This window comes from Parasynechococcus sp., from assembly GCF_042954325.1.
GTDB lineage: Bacteria > Cyanobacteriota > Cyanobacteriia > PCC-6307 > Cyanobiaceae > Parasynechococcus.
Map to the genome: position 1 here is coordinate 1 of NZ_JBGKDS010000004.1, position 18771 is coordinate 18771.

The following is an 18771-nucleotide window of genomic DNA, read 5'->3' on the forward strand; positions in this document are numbered from 1 at the left end:
CGATTGGAGCTTAGGTCTGGCCAGAGTCACATTCGGTTGTGACTTCCTCCAACCGTTGGCTTGAACGGGTCGGTCGCTGCCGCAAGGATGAGCCTGTCCTCCCAACCCCGTTGGCCTGTGAATGCGGTCTCCACAAGTCCATCGATGGTCTGGGTGGTGGATGACGATCCTGAACTACGCAAGATGGTGGGGACTTATTTGATTGATCAGGGCTATGACGTGCGTTGCCTCTGTGATGTCAAGCAGCTGGAAGCACGCCTGGAATTTCAACGCCCTGATTTGTTGGTCCTCGATTTGATGATGCCGGGCGACGATGGACTCACGGCCCTGCGTCGCTTGCGTGATGCCGGTGATGATCTGCCGGTGGTGATGTTGACCGCCCGCGCCGATGGTGTCGATCGGATCATCGGTTTGGAGCAGGGTGCCGATGACTATCTGGGTAAACCGTTTCTGCCGCGGGAGTTGTCGGCGCGCATCGATGCGGTGTTGCGGCGTCGCACCAGTGTTCCGGCCGGAACCCCTGTGGTGGATGGGGGTGACGTGCAATTCGGTGAGAACAGCCTCAACCTCGCGACGAGAACGCTGATGCGATCCGGAGAACCGGTCGTGATCACCAGTGGTGAATTCAGTTTGTTGGCGGCTTTTCTTCAGCATCCCCAACGTCCGCTGTCACGGGAGCGTTTGATCGAACTGGCGAGGGGACCTGGCAGCGAGACCGATAGCCGGAGCATGGATGTTCAGGTGTCCAGGTTGCGCAAGTTGGTGGAGCCCGACCCGGCACGACCGCGCTTCATCCAAACCGTGTGGGGGTACGGCTATGTCTTTGTTCCCGATGGAAAGCCCCGCGACAAGGACTGAAGCCGGAGCCCTGCGTTTCCTGGGCTGGACCGCTGTTCTGCTGGGCAGCTGGGCTGTGCTGCTGCTGTTGCTGCAGAGCTTGTTTGGCCGACAGGTGGATCGTCTCCAAGTGCTGAGGCTTGGACGGGAACTGGCGTTGCAGGTGCGATTGACGGAGCTCACGTTGGAGCGCTATCCCCCGTCCTTAATCCAAGACCTCACGGGATTGGATCTCGTTGTGGTCGACCGACCGGCGGTGAAGACAACCCCTTCGGCGGTCCAGCTCGAGCATCAACAGGTTTTGGCGAATGCCCTATGCAGCAGGCTCAAGGAATGTCCTGCGCTTCTGCCCGCTGATCAACGGGACCCGGCGGTTTGGATCGAAGTGATTTCTCCGCTCGAACCGGTCTGGTTACGGGCACCATTACCGCGCAGCCACGGTTGGCCACCTCAACCGATGTTGTTGGGCATGGCTGGCGTTGCTGCTGCACTCACCACAGCGGGCCTGATTCTTGCCGTTGAGGTTGAGCGACCCTTGCGACGTTTAGAGCGTGCCTTGTCGGCCGTTGGCGATGGACAAAGTGCTGACCCCGGAGTGGTGCCGGCCGAGGGTGCACCTGTGGTGCAAAGGGTTTCGCATCGCTTCAATGCCATGGTGAAGCGCTTGGCCGATAACCAACGCGAGCGGAACACCATGCTCGCTGGCATTGCCCATGATCTGCGGGCACCGTTGACCCGCCTGCGTTTTCGACTCTCGCTGCAGAACCTGTCTGAAACCGACAGTCAGGGTTGGGATGGGGACCTCGATGCCCTGGAACGGATCACCGATCAATTCCTGTTGTATGCGGGGGGTGGCAGCAGTGAGCCATTGATTAGCTGTCCATTGGACCAGTGGTTGGCTGAGGTGGTGGCCTCGTATCCACGGGATTCCCTTCAGCTCGATTTGAGTCCCATCACCGCTGAGGTTCGCCCAGTCGCCTTGGGCCGAGCGGTGAGCAACCTGATTGATAACGCCTTCAGTTATGGCGAGCGTCCTGTGGTGGTGCGATTACGCCAGCAGGGTGCTGATGTGAGGTTGGAACTGTGGGATCAGGGGTCTGGGCTGAGCCAGGACGATTGGAGCAAGGCTCTTCAGCCGTTTCAGCGTCTGGATCCAGCCCGTGGTCAGTCCGGTCATTGCGGTCTTGGTTTGGCCATCGTGAACCATGTGGTGCAACGTCACGGTGGACATTTGACGATTGCCCATGCACAACAACGGGGGCCTGACGCTCCAGGACATTTCGCCGTTGTCATCGTTCTGCCTGGAAATACGCAGACTTCCTGAGTGATTTCTGTTCAGGAGGCATTTTCGGCCATAAGACATCCATGGTGGCTCGCCGGTAAACAATGGGAAAACATCAGAAGGGCAACAACGCGTCGGTTAAAAAAGCAGATCGCAGCCGCAACGATCCCCAGCGAGCCGTTTCCGAGCAGATGCCAGCCGTGCTCGATGACACGCATCCTTTGTTTGTGGGTACCGATTTAGAACGTCCGCAGGAGAAACTTGCCAATCTCCAGCCGGGGGAAGACGACCAACCCAAACTTCCGAAGAAGCTTTACGAAAAGGAGTTGGCCAAACTTCAGTCCCAGCTGGTGAAAATGCAGTACTGGGTGAAAGCAACGGGCTACAGGATGATCATCCTGTTCGAAGGTCGTGATGCGGCGGGTAAGGGGGGCGTGATCAAGCGGCTGACCGAACCGTTAAATCCCCGTGGTTGTCGTGTCGTTGCTTTGGGTACACCATCTGATCTTCAGAAGACCCAGTGGTACTTCCAGCGTTATGTCGAACATTTTCCCAGTGCTGGAGAAATCGTTGTCTTTGATCGCAGTTGGTATAACCGCGCTGGGGTTGAGCGCGTGATGGGATTCGCAACGCCCGAGCAGGTTGATCGGTTCTATGTTGCTTGCCCTCAATTTGAGCGAATGATTGTTCAAGATGGAATTTTATTGTTGAAGTACTGGTTTTCCATTAATGACGAGGAGCAGGAAAAGCGGTTTCAAGATCGGATTGATTCTGAGGAGCGTCGCTGGAAATTAAGCCCGATGGATATTGAATCGAGAAATCGCTGGGTTGACTACTCAAAAGCCAAGGACATCATGTTTTCCAAGACCCATATCCCCGATGCACCCTGGTTCACCGTCGAGGCTGATGACAAACGTCGCGCTCGCTTGAATTGCCTGCATCACATTGTCAGCAAGGTCCCTTGGGAAGACATGACTCCGCCACCGATTGAGATGCCAAAACGACCAGGGCAGGGGGATTACAAGAGGCCACCGTTCAATGAACAGTTTTTTGTCCCTAATCGTTATCCCTACATCAACCACTGAAACGATTTTTGCTGGCTTGTTGTCTATCGCCATGATGTGTCCACATCCAGGTGTGTTCCGATGACGTTTGCCGGACGGCTTGTCCTAGCAATGGCGTGTTGTTTGTTGTCAGCCTGTGGTCTGGTCGGAGGATCTGACCAACGGGCTGTCGAGACGGTGGCGAGTTCGAAGCAGCCGATTCGAATTGAGCTTGATTCGGATCATCCTGAGAAGAGTATTGGCACTCTGACGGTGAATGGGACGATCAATCGCTTTGAGGTGGGCTACGGCAAATATGGGATTGCCTGTGAAGGAACACGATTTCAGGAAGGTTGGACCCCCTTGGGTCGTTTTCGTGTCAATGCTGTTCTGACGGCTGACCGCTTTGAGATGGACCCCGCTTTGGTGCGGTTGTCTGGGAAAAATGAGGAAATGCTCCGGGAGGAGTTGTTCAGCAATATGAATTCAATTGATTTTGATGGTGATGGCGAACGTGGGGAGTATGGCGGTGGCTATATCAGCCTGGCCCCCATTCCTGAGACGGATCAACCATTTGAATTCAACGACTATGCAGGCACATTTCGCTGGTATAGCTTCGCGATCCATGGCACTAACAATGAGGAAAGGATCGGCCGTAAAGTGACTGGCGGTTGTATTAATGTCAACAATATGAGCTTGTCAATGATTCTCAGCACCGTAAAGATCGGTGATGAAGTTGTGATCAGCTCGGACGGCCCCTGCACGCCCTGATACGCTGCATTTGATTCATTGGTCCCAGCGTGCAGTGCAGCGCCAGCGGCTACTGAAGCCAACATCTTTTTCTTTGCACTCAAATTGAGGTTGTGTGATGTGTTTCGGCAGCTGCCGTTGGACCTGCGCTTTGGCAAACGCTTCGGTTGGCCCCTCTGCCGATGCCACCCCTGCCCAGGCTGGCTTCTGAACAGCAGAGCTGATCAGTGTCCACGATGCCAACACGAGTGCTGTGGCGATGAATTGTCGCTTTGTCGCCATGGAATGGTGCTGGCTTGATATCACTCTGGGTTATGGATCGATGCCAGGTAAGAGTTTGACTAACATCAAGCAACAGGCAACAAGTACCACGGTGGTGATGACTGCCATGGTGGATGCTCTCAGTTCTTTGATTGTATTTGCTGCCATCGTTTGATGTCGCCTCGATTCGGTTAAGAGTTTTTGTTTTTGTATCGACTTGTACTTGGCGGAGGCCAGCTGACTGCCCAAGATTGAGATGTTGGGCTGATGTTGATTTGTTCCGATGACCCTTCTCACGACTCTTTTGACGCGACTGACCTATCAGTCACCGGCATCCCGTGAGCAGGAACGCTTGTTTGCGTTGGTTCAATCACTCGTCAGGGCTCAGTTCCAACTGGCGGATGCTGAGCTCACCAGGCGAACCTGGCAGGAGGTCGCCGATCAGAACTTATCGGTGGACCGCGTGGAAAACCTTCTTTACCGCTGTTGCTTTCAGGATGATGAGCAAGCGCTGAAAGAGGCTGATGCGGAGTATCTCAGGCGGATGAATGCCCAGCGTGCTGTGGAATCCCATGGGATTGGGGTTTTTGAGCACTGCTGATGCTGTGTTGCCTTGAGTCTCCCTGGAAGAACGTCTAGGGTCGACGTCCCTCTGATCGTCTCGAGAGTTGCAGAGCTCCTGGCAGGTCTTGATGCGCTGGGTCGCCAGTGCGCTGTTTCTGCTGGCGCATGGACTCCTCGTTCTCGAGCACATTGCCATCGGCACAGCTCTCCATGGGATTGCGGAGCTGTTTCTCGCCCCATGGGCGTTGCGTCACCGCGCTTGGGACTTGATTGTGATCGGTCTGATTTTCTGTGTGTTCGATCTCTGGGGGACGCTTCGCCTCACTGGGGTGACTTGAGTTACCAGGCCTGGCTCATCCATGAAGCTGATTGATCCAAAATCCGGCCAATTGCCATGAGGACCAAATGAACATGGCAAGAAAAAGCCAGTTCATCCAAGCGGGCCGTCGATCGTTTTCAAACATCGATCGTTCCTGAGCTCCCGTGAGTTTAATTGGGGGGCTTTCTTTGGACGTGACACGCTGTCACCCACTGTTTCATCGTCATATCGTTCCAGGGCTGATCGCGGCTCCTTTGTTGCCATCGTGTCGTCGTCGACGAGCTGATGGGAGCCATGTCTTGCTTCGTTTGTTGCGCCGATCGTGTTTTAAAGGGTTTTGGCTGCTCTGACGTTTGTGATCCTTGTGTTGATGGAGTTCGTCTCGATGGATTCTGATGCCGACCGCGTTGGGTTTGAGGCTTCGTCAATGGGCTAGATGACCCTCCTCTTTCCTTCTTCTTCGATCACGTTTGTTGGGTGGTTGGCTCATGAGCCAGAATTGAATCATTGCGGCATAGTTCAACAGGATCAGCGGTCTCGGGATGTCGAGGAAGGCCAAAGCAATGGATATTGCAAATAGAGTCAATAAGATTTGAACTCTGAGGCTGAAGTTATGCATGACGTGGCCTGGTGTTTATCCTCTCTAGCATGCTGAATGCCCGCTTGATTGCCACTTTGACAGATTGAGTGGATATCGTTCGAGTGTTACGGCAAGCAGCCTGAGCGATTGATCGCTACTCCTGATGTGCTGATGATGATCAGATCGCTGAGGTGTTTGTTATCTTCGCCCTCGAAAAATCCCTGCTCGTCACAACCATCAAGTCTGGGATTGGTTGGATGTATTTCACCACAACTCAATCCTTAGTCAAAGAAGTCTGAGGGGTCGAGGGCTGAGATCAACAGCGCCCGGTTTGTCCGGCCGTGATGATGCCCTCGATTCAAGCTGGATGGGTCCTTGACCCGATTCTGGGTTGTGCATGATCCAGGCCCAGGCATGATCTGAGTCGGAGATGTCAGCTCGAGCGATCGTTAAGACTCAACAGCATCCAGCGTTTTTGAACACCAGTCCGCGGAGCGAAAGGACACTCCTGAGCCGCCAGCACGCTTGAGATCATGCATGCCTTCAAGCTGGCTGTAGACCGATCGAAGCTGCCGTTGGATGTGATCGGTATGCGGCATCCCTGAAAGGATGCCGAGCGCTTGCTCGACCGAACGCTTCGCATCAATGACCATTCGACAGTCGAGGCTTCCAGGTTCGTCCATGACTACTCTTCGAGATGGTTCTATTCAGCTGCAGCAACCGTGGGGTTGTTGTGTGAATGGCAACCATTTTCTGATCTGGTTTTCATCTTGATGGCGTTGTAATGGAACCCGTTGACGATGGCCGCCTGTTTTTTCCGGCGACCCAGCGCAATGAAGCCCCCCTTGCTGCTGTGTTGCAGCAGGTCCTGCCGCATGCGGGATCAGTTCTGGAGCTCGCCAGTGGTAGTGGCGAGCATGCGGTGGCGTTTCAGCAGCGCTTCCCTTCCTTGACCTGGCAAGCCTCCGACCCTGAACCAGCCCATTGCCGCAGCATTGATGCCTGGCGAGCGCACCGCTCACTTTTGCCAACGATGCCGTCTGCCTTGGCCCTGGATGTCCAGCAGCGCCCCTGGTTTGCTTCGTCCCTAGGCCCCCGTCATTTTGACGCGTTTGTCTGCATCAATCTCCTCCACATCGCGCCTAGAGCTTGCACGGAGCAACTGTTTTTGGGTGCGGCGGAGCTGTCGATCCCTGAGTCGGTTTTGATCGTCTACGGGCCGTTCATGCGCGATGGCACCCACACCAGTGAAAGCAATGCCGCCTTTGATGCTTCGCTGCGTCAACGCAATCCGGCCTGGGGTGTGCGGGATTTGGAATGGGTGCAGGCGTGTGGCCAGAGCGCTGGTTGGTGCCTTCAGGCTGTTCAAGCCATGCCTGCGAACAATCTGACCCTTGTGTTTGGAATGGATGACAGCCCCTCGGGCTCCCCTGGCCATTGATGCGAGGATCCACTCAAGGCATGAAGGCTCATGAATTCGTCAATTTGGATTGAAGTCGCTGTAATCGCAGTTGTTACGTTTGCTCTTTATTTCAGCTTTACCCGAATCCTTCCGCGACTGACCCGTCGGACGAATTCGGATTTTGACGACTTTCTTTTTAAGTCCTTATCGGAGTTTGTTCTGCCGGCTGGCGTGACTTTTGCTGTTGCCGTGGCGGCTCAAGATCTTGGGCTACCAGCCAAGGCATTGACGGGTGTCGATGTGTTCACCTCCGTTGTTTTTGTTGTTTTAGGGGTCCGTCTTGTCAATGCGATTACCGGGCGTTTCCTGAAGGGACTTGCCCGTCGAACCGCTGATGACGACATGCAGATGTTGTTGGCATCGGCGATGCCTCTGCTGCGCTCCGTTGTTTGGCTTCTGGGCGGTTTGATCTGTTTGCAGAGGTTTGGAGTTCCAATGACGGCTGTGTTTACGGCCATCGGTGGTGCTGGATTTGGCTTGGCATTTGCACTCAAGGAGCCCCTGAGTGAGCTCTTCGCCTACGTGATGATCCTGCTGGATAAGCCTTTTCGTGTTGGTCAATTTATCAACGTTGGATCGGTGTGGGCCACCGTTGAAAAGATTGGTGTGCGGTCAACACATCTGCGAAATCTTCGCGGAGAGGTCATTGTGATGAATAACACAATGTTGACAAACTCAGAGATTGCCAACTTTGCCGATATGGCCCAACGCAGAATGATCTATCGCATTGGCGTCACCTATTCGACGGGCGTTGGCCTCATGCGTGAGATCCCATCAATGATTGAGTCGATTATTTCTTCCGAGGACCATGTTCGGTTCGATCGTTGTCATTTTGTTGAGTTTGCCGACAGCAGCCTGAACTTTGAAATTGTTTACTACATCGATACAAGGGATTACGGCATTGCTTTAAATGCGCAGCAAAATATCAACCTTGAAATCATGCAAACGTTTTCCGATCGTGGAATCGAATTTGCCTTCCCAAGTCAGACGCTCTACCTCGAAAAATCTGCTTCGGATGAGGTGTCCTGAGGCGGTGGTTGCGGCATGGATTGACGCTGGATGATGAGCCCCGTTGCGATCGCAATGGCGGCGATGGTTCCTGCCATGACAGGAATCCAACGGCGTCTGACCGTTTCTTGCTGGTTGGTGTCGGCTTTGGCGCGATCACGGTCGGTCAGAAATTTTTTCTGACGACAGCCCTGACAGATCGTGCTGTCCACCCCTGCATTTTTGAGTTTGAACCCGAAGCGTCCTGGGATATCGACCAGTTCACCGCATTGGCGGCAGCGGAGGGCGAAAACAGACATCAACTCAGATCGCGTTGATCGTTCTTGTCTACCTGAGCCCACTAATCAAGCGGAAGATCTCCCCTGGCGCAGATCGGACCCCAACAGAGTGTCTGTTGAACGCCCCAGGTTGGTTGAACGGTTTGCCAGGTCGATTCCATCCATCGTCGCACCTGCATGAGACCACTGCCGTCGTGACGAATCTCGATGCGTTCATCGCCGACATTGAATTCCCAGTGCCGACCCCTGCGATGCATGGTGATCGCACAGGACTGCCATGGCTGATCTCCAAGGCGGCAGCGCAAAGCCGTGGTCTGGGAGGCCACCAGGGGCGCTGCCATCGAACTGCTGAGCAGGCTGCAGCCGAGGGCTGCTTGCATCAAAGCCAGCTGGCACTGTCGCCTCACCGTGTCGTTAGAGCTCCTTTCAACCTGATCCGAATCAGGTTCAGGGTGGTGTCTCTGGCAGGATTCCTTTAGCTCCGCCGCAGATCGTGCCGCGTTTTCAAGCTCGTGTTCTGGTGCGTTTGCGTCCTTCCGTTCTGGATCCAGCTGGAGAAGCTGCTCGAGCGGCCGCTTCTCGTCTGGATGTGGAGGGCATCACGTCCCTTCGCATCGGCAAAGCCGTCGAGATCGAATTGGACGCACCCGATGAAGCCGAAGCCCGTCGTCGTTTGGAGCGCCTCAGCGATCGCCTGTTGGCCAACCCGGTGATTGAAGACTGGTCCTTGGAGATTGACAGCTGATGAGCATTGGTGTCGTCGTTTTTCCTGGCTCCAACTGTGACCGGGATATGCACTGGGCCACAGAAGGTTGTCTCGGCATGCCCACCCGCAGGGTCTGGCATGAAGAAACCGATCTCGGTGGTCTGGAGGCTGTTGTGTTGCCCGGTGGCTTCAGCTATGGCGATTATCTGCGCTGTGGTGCGATCGCCCGCTTCGCTCCTGTCCTTCAGTCGCTTGTCGATTTTGCGGCCAAGGGTGGTCGTGTTCTGGGGATATGCAACGGATTTCAGGTGCTGACGGAACTGGGATTGCTCCCGGGAGCTCTCACCCGCAACCGCGACCTGCATTTCATCTGCGAAGACGCCCAGCTGTCGGTCTCCAGTGCCCGTACCCCCTGGATGTCTCGTTATGGCGCTGAAGGGCAACTCACCTTGCCGATCGCCCATGGTGAAGGCCGTTATCAGTGCACGCCGGACACGCTGAAGCGTCTCCAGGACGACGATTCCATTGCCCTTCGCTACTCCAGCAATCCCAATGGGTCCGTTGAGGACATTGCTGGGTTGACCAACGCCCAAGGCAATGTGCTCGGCCTGATGCCCCACCCTGAACGTGCCTGTGATCCGGTCACCGGAGGCACGGACGGCCGCCATCTTCTCGAGGCATTGCTCAGCTGATGCTCAGTCGCCGTTCGCTGCTGCTGACAGGGGCGGCGGCTGCGGTGGCGACGTTCGGCCCTTCTCTGGGGGCAACGGCGGCCTTGGGCCAAAGCCTTCCACCGTTGAAGCCGTTGAGGCCTGGCTCACGTCTTCGTGCTGTCAACCCGGGAACATGGCTGGATCCAGGCTCGGATCTTGAGCCGTTGGTCCGTAGTTTTGCCGCCCAGGGCTGGCAGCTTGAGGTGCCGGCCTCCGTCAAGCGCCAATGGCGATATTTTTCTGGAACCGATGCCGATCGCCTGGCTGATCTCAAGGCCGCTTGGTCCGATCCGGACCTCGATGGTTTGGTCTACGTCGGTGCCGGTTGGGGGGGAGCACGGGTTCTGGAATCCGGTTGGCGTTTTCCTCAGCGATCGCTCTGGACGCTTGGGTTCTCCGACACAAGCTCCCTGTTGTTGGCTCAGTACAGGGCTGGCTTACCAGGTGCTTTGCATGGTTCGACCGTTCCCAGCGACGATGCCCAGTGGGCTCGCACCATTGACCTACTGAGTGGCCGTCCAGTGGCTCCTTTGCGCGGTCTTGGCTGTCGCTCCGGTGCGGGTGTTGGTCCGTTGGTGGTCACCAATCTCACCGTGGCCACACATCTGATCGGGACCCCCCATTTCCCCGACCTGCGCGGTTGCATTCTTGTGCTTGAGGATGTTGGCGAAGCGCCCTATCGCGTCGATCGGATGTTGACCCAGTGGCGTTCCGCCGGGTTGCTCAAGGACCTCGCCGGTGTGGGCTGTGGTCGCTTCAGTTGGCGCGGTGAGGTGGAGCCGGGTGATTTTTCGATGGCGGAAATCCTCGAAAACCGACTTGGTGATTTGGGTTGTCCGCTGGTACTGGATCTCCCTGTGGGCCATGGTCGACCCAACATGGCTCTCCCCCTTGGTCGACAGGCGCGGCTGGATGGGCGCTACGGCCTGCTCACTTTGCTGAATTAAGGCTGAGCTGACAGCAAAAAGGGGAGCCTGTGCTCCCCTTGCGCGCTGGTTGGTGTCTGGATCTTGAAGCGTCAATACACGCCGTAGATCGCTCCGCGATAACGGAGTTCGCGGCCTTTGGTGGCCACTTGGTCGTTGCTGACAGGCGTGTATGCAATGCCCCGGTAGCGAAGTTGAGGCTTGCGGCGCTGCCCTGTGGGTGTGTGAGTCGCATCGGTGTAGTCGGCGTTGCGGAAGGCTTTGGCCATCTGCAGACGTGCAACTTCCAGAGCTCTGGACCGTGTGGTGCGCTCTTTGATTCGTTGAAGGGTGTTCATGGAACAACTTCTCTCAGCGCCCGCGCCCCCGTTGCTTGACGCGGGTCTGACTGCAGCTCCTGGTGGAGCTCAACGTCCTTCGACTGTAATTGATTTCTGTATCAACGGCTACGGAAGCGCCATGGGTTGATCAAAGTTCATGACCCCGGTCTTGCGACCATGGCCCCATGGTTTCTCCGGTTCCTGTGATCTGCGTTGCCGGCCCGTCAGCCGCCGGTAAGACCACATTGGTGGCAGCCCTGCAGCAACGGCTGTCCAGCGAAGGCAGGCTTGTGTTGCGGCTCTCCTGCGATGACTACTACCGCCAGGATTGGATCCCGGATCCTCGCTACGGCTACGACACGGTCGAGGCGATCGAAACCCCAGCGCTCCTCGATGAGCTCGAGCGTCTGCGGCAGCGTCGGTGTGTTGACCGGCGGGCTTACGACATGCGCTTGCGCCGGGTGAGCCGTCAGCCGGTTCCGCAGGCCTATGACGTGATTGTTCTGGAGGGGGCCTATGGCCCCCAGGCTCTCGTGGAACCAAGGGTTGTCAGCGCTCTTGTCTATCTCGATGCCAACGTGCTGCTGCGGTTGATTCGCCGGCTCCGTCGTGATGTTGTTCAGAGACGGCGTCCGTTGGGCTATGTGATCCGTCAAATGTTGACGGAAATGCTCCCCGGTGAGCAGAGGTTCATTGCTCCCTTGCGCGCCAGTGCTGATCTGGTGATCCGCGATCAACGCTCCGGTGTGATCGCGTTGCAAGGCTTGATTGATGATTTGTGCGGCTTTGAGTACCTGCGCTCTGATTCCCACGCATAGGAGTGTCGCCCCGTTGGGAAGCGGCTACCAAGGGGGCAACTCTTTTCTGAGCAATGGCGTCTTTCACGATCACCATGGAGAGCGGCGCGAGCTTTAGCTGCGCCGACGATGTCTACATCTTGGATGCAGCCGAGGAAGCTGGGGTGGATCTCCCCTACTCCTGTCGGGCGGGTGCCTGCTCGACCTGTGCAGGCAAGCTCACGGCTGGTTCGGTGGACCAGACCGATCAGAGTTTCCTGGATGACGATCAGATGTCGCAGGGTTTTGCGCTCCTTTGTGTCAGTTACCCCACCAGCGACTGCACGATTAAGGGCAATGCGGAAGACGATCTGAACTGATCGATTTCAGGCTTTGTTTGTGATCACCGGCTGACGACGATTCGGGTACAGCTCACGGCACAACGGGCAGACACGTCCATCACAACCGCGGGCTGTGCAGTATTCGCGGCCGTAGAAAATGATCTGAAGATGCAGCTTGTTCCATGAGGTTTTCGGGAACAACCTCTTCAGATCACATTCGGTTCGCGCCACGCTGATGCCGCTGCTCAGCCCCCAACGTTGTGCCAGCCGGTGAATGTGAGTGTCGACTGGAAAAGCCGGCACATCGAACGCCTGAGACATCACAACACTCGCTGTTTTGTGACCCACTCCCGGCAGCGCCTCCAACGCCTTAAAGCTGTCGGGAACCATTCCTTGATGGCGTTCAATCAGAAGTTCTGACAGGCGTTTGACGTGCTTGGCCTTGGTTTTGGCCAGGCCGAGTTGGCGGATGAAGCCCAGGATGCTCTCCTCTGAAAGCTTGGCCATCGCCTCGGGAGTTGGCCCCGCTGCAAACAGGTCTGGCGTCACCTCATTGACTTTTTTGTCGGTGCACTGGGCACTGAGCAGAACCGCAATCAACAGAGTGAATGGATCACTGTGATCCAGTGGAATCGGCGTCTGGGGATAGTGCTCCTCCAGTCGCTGTCTGATCAATGCAGCCCGTTCGTTCTTGCGCACTCCGTTCCGTTGCCTGCCGAGCTGATTCAAGCTGCTGCAGTTCTAGCGACGGTCGTTGCGTCTGATCTCTTGGCGTAGCGCTTCAATCTCCTGCCGCAGCGCCTCCGAATCCCGGTCTGCGCTCGATGCCTCCTTCGGCCCATCGTTGCTCTGCCGCAACCCCCGGAACATCAACCCCCCGCCGGCGGCGATCATCACGATGTACACCCCCAGCTGCCAGAGGGTTGTCGGTCGGAAGCTGATTCTCACGCTGTTGAGCACGCCCACCAGCAATGCGGCCAAGGATGCCCAAATCAGCAGGTTGGCCATCCGTGTCCAGGTCTCGGCGAACAGGAGACAGACCCCGATGCCCAGTGGAATCATCAGCAGGCCCATCCCCGGTGTTCCCAAGGGGATGCCCTGCCAGCCGCCGAGCCAACCACCGCGCTGGTGCAAGCCCATCGCTGAGTGCACCATCACCTGATTTGAGAGTAAAAATCCTCCTGCACCGAACAGACAACCGCCGATGATGAACTGCAGGAAGTCACCGGTGGCATTGGAACGACTCAAGGCCTGTCTCCGTGGTTCATTGACCCGAGTTGTCAGTCTGGCGCTACTGGCCAGCGTTGGCCTGGTGGCGGGATGTCGGTCCACGGTGCCTGTGGGGGGATCATCCGGTCGTCCCGTTGTTTTGACGACGTTCACCGTGTTGGCTGATATGGCCAGCACCGTTGCTGGCGACAGGCTTGAGGTCCGCTCCATCGTGAAACAGGGCTCGGAGATTCACGGTTATCAGCCGACTCCCAGCGACGTCCAAAGGGCCATTGGCGCCGCCTTGATTGTTGAAAATGGTCTGGGTCTTGAGCTTTGGGCTCGCCGTTTCACCGCGGCGGCTGGCGAGATTCCAACGTTGACCCTGTCCGATGGCATGGATCCTCTGTTGATTTCCGAGGATGCCTATGCCGGAAAGCCCAATCCACACGCTTGGATGTCACCTCAACGGGCCATGCTCTACGTGGATCGACTGGAGCAGGCGTTCATTGCCCTGGATCCTGAGGGTGCCGATCAGTTCTCCGCCAATGCCAGGGAGTACCGCCGTCAGCTGCAGGATCTCGATGATGAGCTCCGCGAAGACTTGGCTTCGATCCCCGACGAGCACAGGGTGTTGGTGAGTTGTGAAGGGGCCTTCAGTTATCTCGCCCATGACTACGGCCTTGAGGAGGCCTATCTCTGGCCTGTGAATGCTGAATCTGAGATCACACCCAAGCGGATGGCACGTTTGATCGACACGGTGCGGACCCGCAGGGTTCCAACGGTGTTTTGTGAAAGCACGGTGAGTGATAAAGCCCAACGTCAAGTGGCGGCGGCCTCCGGCGCCCGGTTTGGCGGCACCTTCTATGTTGATTCCTTATCAAAATCTGACGGGCCTGCTGCCACGTTGCTGGATCTACAACGGCACAATGTGAAACTGATCCGAGAGGGTCTCTCCTCCGACGGGAGTCAAGGCTGATGCGAATCGAAGCCGAGCAGCTCTGCGTTGATTACAACGGCACAGTGGCGCTGTATGACGCCAGCCTGAAACTTCCCGAGGGTTGCATTTGTGGTCTGGTCGGCATGAATGGCGCCGGCAAATCCACGCTGTTCAAGGCCTTGACCGGTTTTGTCCGACCGTCCAGAGGACGGATCCGAATCAATGGTCAGAGCGTGGGTGTTGCGCAGCGTCATCAGATGGTTGCCTATGTGCCCCAGAGCGAAAGTATTGACAGTCAATTCCCTGTATCGGTCTGGGATGTGGTGATGATGGGCCGGTACGGCTCCATGAATCTGTTTCGGGTGCCCCGTAACTCGGATCGGGTCGCGGTCCGCGATGCCTTGGAGCGCGTCGATCTTCTGGCGATGCGCTCACGCCCGATTGGAACCCTCTCGGGTGGCCAGCGCAAGCGTGCCTTCCTGGCGCGTGCCATCGCCCAGCGGGCCAGCGTCTTGCTGCTCGATGAACCGTTCAATGGCGTGGATGTGCGCACCGAGAAGGTGATGGCTCAGCTGTTCATGCAATTTCGGGAAGAAGGTCGAACAATTCTGATCTCCACCCATGACCTCAGCCATGTGCGTGATTTTTGCGATCTAGTTGTTCTGATCAACAAGACTGTGTTGGCCTATGGAGAAACCTCCGAAGTGTTCACCCCAGAGAATCTGGCGTTGACCTTCGGAGGTTTGTCCCCTGATTTATTGACGGGCCCGAGTTCGGATCACGACTCGGACTAGACAACAATCAGCAGCCCCAGTTTTCAGTGACACTGGCCATGCTGAAGGGATCGATCGCCGCACGCTTGATCAACGTCGGTGAAAGATGCGCAGAGGTGTAATCCGAGGCTTCCGGCCCGCGGGCCAACATCTGGCGAGCTGACGCCAGTCGTTCAGCCCGGCGTTGGCGGGACTGAATCAGTGAAAGGACGTTCATGACGTTCCTGCAGAGCTCGGGCCCCCGTTGCATGGCGCCGAATCGACCTGCATCCAGGACGATCCTGGATCAACGTTCAAACAACATAAACGACCTGACAGCTGTATTCAATCGCCTTGAACGGGTGAGTCAGCAGCTGCTGATGCATCCGGTTGTTGCAACAGACGTATTCCCGTGCTGTCTTGCAACTGTCGAAGCAGTGTTGCCAGTGAGAGATTGCTTTGTCCGTCGCGCTCTCCGATCAGAGTGACCTCTTCCACGGTGACGGGTTGAACCGTCTCACTCAACATGGTCAGAAGGGGTTCCAGTTTTTGAAGCAGAAACAGGCGTTTGGCGTCGTCGCCGGACCGTTTGAGTGATTCAACAAGGTCACTGAGACCTTCGGCCTGGGATCGCCCCTGCTCAACAATCGTTGCTGCCTCACCCTTGGCCTCGGCCATCATGGTTTGACAGAGGGATTCAGCGGGGGCGATCACATCGGCTTCCAGTTGTTGCATCACCTGCTTAATCCGTTCCTCCTGAACGGGAAGTTCGGCCTGGGCACGGGCCAGCTCTGCGCCAATCTTCGCCTCCACTTCTGCCACGACGGCATTGCGGCGGGTCAGGGCATCTTTGATGCGCTTCTCAGCATTGGCGGTGGCGATGGCCAGCTCTTTATCGAGGCGTCGCAGCTCGGTGATGCGCGAGTTTTCGGCTTGCTTCACGGCTGATTGTGATGTGGCTTCTGCCTCAGCGATGCGTGAATCGCGTTTCAGTTCAACCAGCTGTTTGCGGCCAATGGAATCCAAATAGCGCACATCATCGGAAATGTTCTGGATTTGCAGTGTGTCCAGAACCAGTCCCAGTTTTTGCAGGTCATCCTCAGCTTCTTCCAACAGTGTCCTGGCAAAGGTGATCTTGTCCTCATTGAGCTGTTCTGGGGTGAGGCTCGCCATCACGCCCCGCAGATTCCCTTCGAGTGTCTCCTTGGCGATGTGGCGAATCTGATCCTGGCTTTTGCCAATCAGGCGTTCGATGGCGTTGTGAATGCCCGGTTCATCGCCGGAGATCTTGATGTTGGCCACACCCGAGACATTCAGTGGAATCCCTCCTTTCGAATATGCGTTCTCCACACGCAGATCGATGATCATGTTGCTGAGGTCCAGCCGCATCACCTCTTCAAGGACGGGGATTCGCACCGAACTTCCACCACGAACGGTGCGATAGCCCACGGTTGCCCCAGCCGCCGTTCGATGGCGCAAACCAGCAAAAATCAAAACTTCGCTTGGCTGGCAGATGAAGTACAGCTTTCGCAAAAGTGTGATGAAGGCCCAGATCCCTCCACCGACGCTGATCAGAAATGCAAAGGCCATTACTTGTCTCCTTTAGCGGATAGGGTGCCGAGCAGATCAATCCCAAGGATCTCCTTCACCTGCTCGAAGAATTGCCGGACGACGACATGATTGAGAGCCACAAGACCCGCCAAGCTCTTGGCGTCGTTGCCATCGAGGGCCGTGACATGTCCAAGCTTGATCTGACCGGGTAAACGGGTGGCTTGGGCCAACACCATTTCGATCTGTTGGAGGAGGAAGACGAGTTCAGCTGTGCTGCCGGCGTCTTCCCAGACCTTGGTCAAGAGATCATTCACCAAGGCACTGGCTTTGACATCTTCTGCCGTTGCCGCTGCCTGGCCTCGTGCTTTGAGTTCTTTGGCTTTTTGGCTCGCCTGGGCCGGCAGGATTTGTTCAGCTTTCAGTCTGAGTCGTTCCAGCTCTGCGCGAACTTTCTGGAGCTGCTGTTCAGCCTTGGCTTGGGCTTCCAGCTCTGCGGCGCCCGTGCGTTCCTCTTCGGAGCGCGCCTTCTTTTCCATCAGAGCCACTTGGGTGCGCACGTCGTTGTCCTTTTCAAGCACAACTGTTTCGGCCTCCGTCCGCACCACCTCGGCAATTTCCTCCATCTCCGCTTCTTTGCGCTCCGCCTGACCGATGGCTTCCGCTTCGGCAATTTCTGCATCGCGCACGATCTGTGCCACCCGACGGCGGCTGATCGAATTCAAGTAATCAACATCGTCAGAGACACTCTGGATTTTGAGAGTGTCCAGTTGCATGCCCAGGCGACGCAGGTCTTCTCCCACATCGTCGGCAATGCGTTCGGCAAAGCGGAGACGGTCTTCATTCACCTGCTCTGGAGTGAGCTGTGCCAGCACACTGCGCAGATTGCCCTCAAGATTTTCCTTGGCAACTTGCACAATTTCCTTGGGGTCACGTCCCAGAAAACGCTCGATGGCGTTATTCCGCACCTCTGGATCTGTGCTGACCTTCACATTGGCAATCGCCTGGATATTCAGTGGTGTTCCGCCATTGGAATAGGCGTTGTTGACCTCCACCAACACCGGCAGCAGCGTGACATCCATGCGACGTGCCGTCTCCAGGATGGGTTTGACAAATGTCCAGCCCCCATTGGCCACAACCCGATAACCCTTGACGCCCTGAGAGCCTTGATTCGATTGGGACCCGGTGACCACGAGCATCTCGTGGGGTCGGCAGATCCTGATCATCCAGCGGCTGATCAAGGTCAGCATCACCAGAGCAATGAAAACAACGGAGGTGACTCCGAAGATGGTTGAGCTTGTGTTGTTGCGTTGTGCGGGAAATCCCGATGGAACAGATGGCTGCATCTGCAGCAGTGGTTGGGTCATCGCCTCATCGGCCTTTCCCGTTCTTTAGCGACGTTGGCCTGCGGTCGCCGAGATATTCAGACTTGCTCCACTTCTACGGTGTGTTCATTGGCCCTGAGGATCACCACGGGTGTTCCCTTGGCGAGGGATTGACCACTGCTGATCGCCGGTCGTCGGATCAGGCTGCCGCGCACGTTGATCTCCACAAAGCCCCGTTGATCGGGTTCCACGCGCAGGGTGACAACCCCCTGTTGTCCGGCCAGATCATCGCTGCGGATTGAGCTGTCAGCGGTTCGGCGTCCGATCACTTGAAGGGTCTTGGCAGCCGCCATCCCCAACCCGATGCCCGTCAGGGCTGCGAGTGCAATCGATCCAAAGCCTGCTCCATTGCCGCTGAACACGGTGATGAGGACGCCGCAGAGCCCAAAGCCGCTCATCCCAAAGGACCAGAACGAGGTGCTGAACAGCAGGGTGAGGTTGCCGCCTTCTCCGTCACCTTCGAAGCCATCACTGCTGCTGTCGCCGGCCAGTGAGATCGCAATCAAGACCCCACCCGCCAGCAAGGAGAACAGATAGGTCAGCAGCATGACAATTAACCCTTGGTGGTCTGACTCATTGTGGTTCCATCAGCCCCTGAAGGGACTGTTGCAGCTGTTCGGTCAGGCCAGCGACGGCTTGTCTGCGGTTGCGTTGGTAGTGACGCAGATGCTCCATCACGGGAAGAGCGTCGCCAACGCTGAGCTCCACCCGTTGGGGGCCGAGGGAGGGTTGGCTTTGAATCGGCCGATCTTCCAGCCAGCTGATCGCATC

The 18771-nt window shown here is 56.6% G+C and carries 26 protein-coding genes and 1 pseudogene; 16 read left to right on the forward strand and 11 right to left on the reverse strand.

Annotated features, from left to right (window positions below):
- Positions 1-144 precede the first annotated feature (144 nt).
- From ACGVKB_RS00365 to ACGVKB_RS00395, 7 genes are all read left to right on the forward strand, one after another.
- Entirely contained in the window at positions 145-858 is a 714-nt protein-coding gene (locus tag ACGVKB_RS00365) for a response regulator (RefSeq protein ID WP_392349302.1), read from the forward strand.
- Positions 833-2161 (forward strand): ATP-binding protein, encoded by a 1329-nt coding sequence (locus tag ACGVKB_RS00370; protein WP_392349280.1) that lies wholly within the window; start codon positions 833-835, stop codon positions 2159-2161. Before ACGVKB_RS00365 ends, ACGVKB_RS00370 begins: the two co-directional genes overlap by 26 nt.
- Positions 2162-2310: 149 nt before the next feature.
- Entirely contained in the window at positions 2311-3204 is an 894-nt protein-coding gene (gene ppk2, locus ACGVKB_RS00375) for a polyphosphate kinase 2 (RefSeq protein WP_392349303.1), read from the forward strand.
- A gap of 156 nt (positions 3205-3360) precedes the next feature.
- The gene (locus tag ACGVKB_RS00380; protein WP_392349281.1) at positions 3361-3933 is read left to right on the forward strand and encodes a L,D-transpeptidase family protein; all 573 of its coding nucleotides are present in this window, start codon (positions 3361-3363) and stop codon (positions 3931-3933) included.
- Positions 3934-4171: 238 nt separating this feature from the next.
- Entirely contained in the window at positions 4172-4348 is a 177-nt protein-coding gene (locus ACGVKB_RS00385; protein ID WP_392349282.1) for a hypothetical protein, read from the forward strand.
- A 108-nt stretch (positions 4349-4456) separates the two neighbouring features.
- A complete protein-coding gene (locus tag ACGVKB_RS00390) occupies positions 4457-4774 on the forward strand; it encodes a hypothetical protein (protein WP_392349283.1) in 318 nt (105 codons plus the stop codon).
- A 67-nt stretch (positions 4775-4841) separates the two neighbouring features.
- Positions 4842-5075, forward strand: coding sequence for a hypothetical protein (locus ACGVKB_RS00395; RefSeq protein ID WP_392349284.1), 234 nt, complete (start codon positions 4842-4844; stop codon positions 5073-5075).
- A gap of 1010 nt (positions 5076-6085) precedes the next feature.
- Here ACGVKB_RS00395 and ACGVKB_RS00400 read toward each other — a convergent pair.
- The gene (locus tag ACGVKB_RS00400) at positions 6086-6319 is read right to left on the reverse strand and encodes a hypothetical protein (protein WP_392349285.1); all 234 of its coding nucleotides are present in this window, start codon (positions 6317-6319) and stop codon (positions 6086-6088) included.
- A gap of 101 nt (positions 6320-6420) precedes the next feature.
- Between ACGVKB_RS00400 and ACGVKB_RS00405 the strand changes: the two genes are divergently transcribed.
- Positions 6421-7077: a DUF938 domain-containing protein gene (locus ACGVKB_RS00405; RefSeq protein ID WP_392349286.1), complete on the forward strand. Its 657-nt coding sequence runs from the start codon at positions 6421-6423 to the stop codon at positions 7075-7077.
- Positions 7078-7107: 30 nt separating this feature from the next.
- Entirely contained in the window at positions 7108-8127 is a 1020-nt protein-coding gene (locus ACGVKB_RS00410) for a mechanosensitive ion channel family protein (protein WP_392349287.1), read from the forward strand.
- On the opposite strand, the gene ACGVKB_RS00415 is transcribed toward ACGVKB_RS00410, so the two are convergent.
- Together ACGVKB_RS00415 and ACGVKB_RS00420 are read right to left on the reverse strand one after the other, a co-directional pair.
- Entirely contained in the window at positions 8091-8405 is a 315-nt protein-coding gene (locus tag ACGVKB_RS00415; RefSeq protein ID WP_392349288.1) for a hypothetical protein, read from the reverse strand. The genes ACGVKB_RS00410 and ACGVKB_RS00415 overlap by 37 nt on opposite strands.
- A 41-nt stretch (positions 8406-8446) precedes the next feature.
- A complete protein-coding gene (locus tag ACGVKB_RS00420; protein WP_392349289.1) occupies positions 8447-8764 on the reverse strand; it encodes a hypothetical protein in 318 nt (105 codons plus the stop codon).
- Between the two features lie 113 nt (positions 8765-8877).
- On the opposite strand from ACGVKB_RS00420, the gene purS reads away from it, so the two are divergent.
- Genes purS through ACGVKB_RS00435 form a run of 3 tightly spaced genes read left to right on the forward strand, consistent with a single transcriptional unit; the run spans position 8878 to position 10750 of the window.
- A complete protein-coding gene (gene purS, locus ACGVKB_RS00425; RefSeq protein ID WP_392349290.1) occupies positions 8878-9129 on the forward strand; it encodes a phosphoribosylformylglycinamidine synthase subunit PurS in 252 nt (83 codons plus the stop codon).
- Complete coding sequence (purQ, locus tag ACGVKB_RS00430; RefSeq protein ID WP_392349291.1) at positions 9129-9782, forward strand: phosphoribosylformylglycinamidine synthase subunit PurQ; 654 nt, start codon at positions 9129-9131, stop codon at positions 9780-9782. The genes purS and purQ overlap by 1 nt, the downstream gene beginning before the upstream one ends.
- On the forward strand, positions 9782-10750 hold the full coding sequence (locus ACGVKB_RS00435) for an LD-carboxypeptidase (protein ID WP_392349292.1): 969 nt from the start codon (positions 9782-9784) through the stop codon (positions 10748-10750). The genes purQ and ACGVKB_RS00435 overlap by 1 nt, the downstream gene beginning before the upstream one ends.
- Before the next feature lie 71 nt (positions 10751-10821).
- Here ACGVKB_RS00435 and ACGVKB_RS00440 read toward each other — a convergent pair whose 3' ends face one another.
- Positions 10822-11067 carry a hypothetical protein gene (locus ACGVKB_RS00440; protein WP_392349293.1) on the reverse strand — a complete coding sequence of 82 codons (246 nt, stop codon included), beginning with the start codon at positions 11065-11067 and terminating at the stop codon, positions 10822-10824.
- A 167-nt stretch (positions 11068-11234) separates the two neighbouring features.
- On the opposite strand from ACGVKB_RS00440, the gene ACGVKB_RS00445 reads away from it, so the two are divergent.
- Both ACGVKB_RS00445 and ACGVKB_RS00450 read left to right on the forward strand, forming a co-directional pair.
- Positions 11235-11867, forward strand: a complete 633-nt coding sequence (locus ACGVKB_RS00445) for a uridine kinase (RefSeq protein ID WP_392349294.1) — start codon at positions 11235-11237, stop codon at positions 11865-11867.
- 53 nt (positions 11868-11920) lie between these two features.
- The gene (locus ACGVKB_RS00450; RefSeq protein ID WP_392349295.1) at positions 11921-12205 is read left to right on the forward strand and encodes a 2Fe-2S iron-sulfur cluster-binding protein; all 285 of its coding nucleotides are present in this window, start codon (positions 11921-11923) and stop codon (positions 12203-12205) included.
- Between the two features lie 6 nt (positions 12206-12211).
- On the opposite strand, the gene nth is transcribed toward ACGVKB_RS00450, so the two are convergent.
- Entirely contained in the window at positions 12212-12865 is a 654-nt protein-coding gene (gene nth, locus ACGVKB_RS00455; protein ID WP_392349304.1) for an endonuclease III, read from the reverse strand.
- 42 nt (positions 12866-12907) lie between these two features.
- Entirely contained in the window at positions 12908-13414 is a 507-nt protein-coding gene (locus ACGVKB_RS00460; protein WP_392349296.1) for a hypothetical protein, read from the reverse strand.
- A gap of 46 nt (positions 13415-13460) precedes the next feature.
- Here ACGVKB_RS00460 and ACGVKB_RS00465 point away from each other — a divergent pair, with 46 nt between their 5' ends.
- A complete protein-coding gene (locus tag ACGVKB_RS00465) occupies positions 13461-14354 on the forward strand; it encodes a metal ABC transporter substrate-binding protein (RefSeq protein WP_392349305.1) in 894 nt (297 codons plus the stop codon).
- Positions 14354-15109 (forward strand): metal ABC transporter ATP-binding protein, encoded by a 756-nt coding sequence (locus ACGVKB_RS00470; protein WP_392349297.1) that lies wholly within the window; start codon positions 14354-14356, stop codon positions 15107-15109. Before ACGVKB_RS00465 ends, ACGVKB_RS00470 begins: the two co-directional genes overlap by 1 nt.
- Before the next feature lie 7 nt (positions 15110-15116).
- On the opposite strand, the gene ACGVKB_RS00475 is transcribed toward ACGVKB_RS00470, so the two are convergent.
- The 5 genes and pseudogenes from ACGVKB_RS00475 to ACGVKB_RS00495 form a co-directional block, all read right to left on the reverse strand.
- Positions 15117-15305: a hypothetical protein gene (locus tag ACGVKB_RS00475; protein WP_392349298.1), complete on the reverse strand. Its 189-nt coding sequence runs from the start codon at positions 15303-15305 to the stop codon at positions 15117-15119.
- Between the two features lie 107 nt (positions 15306-15412).
- Positions 15413-16657, reverse strand: coding sequence for a flotillin family protein (locus tag ACGVKB_RS00480; RefSeq protein WP_392349299.1), 1245 nt, complete (start codon positions 16655-16657; stop codon positions 15413-15415).
- Entirely contained in the window at positions 16657-17982 is a 1326-nt protein-coding gene (locus ACGVKB_RS00485) for a flotillin family protein (RefSeq protein WP_392349300.1), read from the reverse strand. The genes ACGVKB_RS00480 and ACGVKB_RS00485 overlap by 1 nt, the downstream gene beginning before the upstream one ends.
- Before the next feature lie 56 nt (positions 17983-18038).
- The gene (locus ACGVKB_RS00490; protein ID WP_392349301.1) at positions 18039-18548 is read right to left on the reverse strand and encodes a nodulation protein NodD; all 510 of its coding nucleotides are present in this window, start codon (positions 18546-18548) and stop codon (positions 18039-18041) included.
- A 25-nt stretch (positions 18549-18573) separates the two neighbouring features.
- A pseudogene (locus tag ACGVKB_RS00495) lies at positions 18574-18771 on the reverse strand (glycerol acyltransferase); the annotation flags it as partial.